This is a genomic window from Vibrio sp. 1078-1 (assembly GCF_033340475.1).
The window spans coordinates 1-769 of record NZ_JAWOWM010000250.1 but is presented as its reverse complement, the minus strand read 5'-3'; the positions used below and the strand labels follow the sequence as shown (position 1 = coordinate 769).

The 769-nt window shown below is 46.7% G+C and carries 1 protein-coding gene; it reads right to left on the bottom strand.

The genetic code is table 11. The features are described from left to right. Nucleotides 1-769, bottom strand: a 769-nt coding sequence (locus R7190_RS26920; RefSeq protein WP_411978089.1) for a malate synthase, incomplete at both ends; no start/stop codon positions are given.

Below are 769 nucleotides of genomic sequence, written 5' to 3'. Positions count from 1 at the left end.
GACTAACATCTAGTTGATTTGTTCGCTCTCCAAGTGCCGCACTGAATACTTCCATAGCAGTATCGGCGAGACCCGGGTGAGCAACCCACGTACCGTCGTGACCGTTATTCGCTTGAAGTGACTTATCGTTGTGAATTTTATCCAACACTTTCTGGTTTTCTTGCGGGTCTTTCGCTGGAATAAAGGCGGCCATTCCTCCCATCGCGAAAGCACCACGCTTGTGACAAGTACGAACCAGCAAACGCGAATAGGCGTTCAAAAATGGTTTGTCCATGGTGACGACTTGGCGATCCGGCAGAACACGATCTGGGTGTTTCTTCAGTGTTTTGATGTAACTGAAAATGTAATCCCAACGACCACAATTCAGTCCTACGATATGCTCTTTAAGTGAGAACAAAATCTCATCCATCTCAAACACAGCTGGTAACGTTTCGATCAGCACGGTCGCTTTGATCGTGCCAGTTTCTAAACGAAAATATTCTTCTGTGAAATGGAACACTTCACTCCACCACTTCGCCTCATGATGAGACTGCAGTTTAGGAAGATAGAAATATGGACCGCTGCCTTTTTGAAGCAATGCTTTGTGGTTGTTGTAGAAATACAGTGCGAAATCAAAAAGCGCGCCTGGAATGATCTGACCGTGCCACGTCACGTGTTTTTCTTTTAAATGAAGGCCGCGAACACGGCAGATCAACACCGCTGGGTCGTCCACCAGCTGATAATGCTTGCCATTGCTAGGGTTGGTGTAGCTAATGTTGCCATTAACGGC